The sequence below is a fragment of the Arthrobacter sp. 35/47 genome (assembly GCF_000520475.1).
GTDB lineage: Bacteria > Actinomycetota > Actinomycetes > Actinomycetales > Micrococcaceae > Arthrobacter_D > Arthrobacter_D subterraneus.
In genome coordinates this window covers 1-917 of sequence record NZ_KI914613.1, presented here as the reverse complement: position 1 = coordinate 917, position 917 = coordinate 1, and the positions used below count along the sequence as shown (strand labels likewise).

The 917-nt window shown below is 69.7% G+C and carries 2 protein-coding genes; both read right to left on the bottom strand.

Annotation, left to right across the window (positions count from 1 at the left end):
- On the bottom strand, positions 1-659 hold a 659-nt coding region (locus tag X803_RS19760), incomplete at its 3' end, for an FAD-dependent oxidoreductase (RefSeq protein ID WP_035778980.1).
- 40 nt (positions 660-699) lie between these two features.
- The coding region (locus tag X803_RS22325) for a hypothetical protein (protein WP_035778920.1) at positions 700-917 on the bottom strand (218 nt) is incomplete at its 5' end.

The window sequence follows — 917 nt, the reverse complement described above, 5'->3', positions numbered from 1 at the left end:
CGGTAGGGCCGCAGGCCCTGGGTGGCGACCCCGGACAGGACGGCCAGCTCATCTGCCCACGCACCCGCCGCATTGACGACGACGGCGGCATGCACGGCCTGTGCACCGGCACCGACTTCCCACGCTGTGCGCAGCCGCTGCACCGAGTGGACGCGGGCGCCGGTCAGAATTTGGGTGCCGCCCGCCTCGGCCCTGGAGCGGTGGTGGTCCAGCAATATGTCCGTGTTGCAGCCGACGGCCGTGGTGTCGAGTCCCGCGGCGTCGTAACCTGCTGCACCGGCCGCCGGCCCGATCTGCGGGCACAGCCGGACCGCGTCATCCCAGGAGATCCGCTCCATGGCTCCGCTGGCCCGGGCGGCGACGTTCTCCTCGGAACCGACCAGCAGAAAACTGCGGGGCGTGAGCACCGGCGCTGGCAGGTCCTGTTCGGCTTCCCGGATGAGCCGGAGCGTCCGGTCGGTCAACCGCTGGACCACCTCCGGACCGTAGCTCGGGATGAGCTGCCGGGCCGAGCGGGAGGAGGTGTGGTAGGCCAGCGAATGTTCGGCCTCGACGAGGATGACCCGCAGTTTCGCCCGGTCATCGGCGGTGAGCGCCGACGCGAGTGAAAGCCCCGCGATGCCGCCGCCCACAATGATCACGTCTGCTGTCTCAGCCATCTGCGTTCCGTCCCCTCAGGTTCCGCTGCTGCTCTCTCAGCTAGTGCTCTTCCAGCGCGACACACAGCACGGAGGCGTCATCAGCCGACTCGCCGATCTCCTCCTGCGTGGTCCGCAGGATCAGCATAAGCTCCTGCGCCCCCAACGGCGTCTGGACAGCCTCAAGAAACTCCTCCGGTCCGCTCACCAAGCCGAGGTCGACCGCGCGCCAGGCACCGTCCGAGGCGAGCGCGACCGTGTGCGCCGGCTCGAGGACGG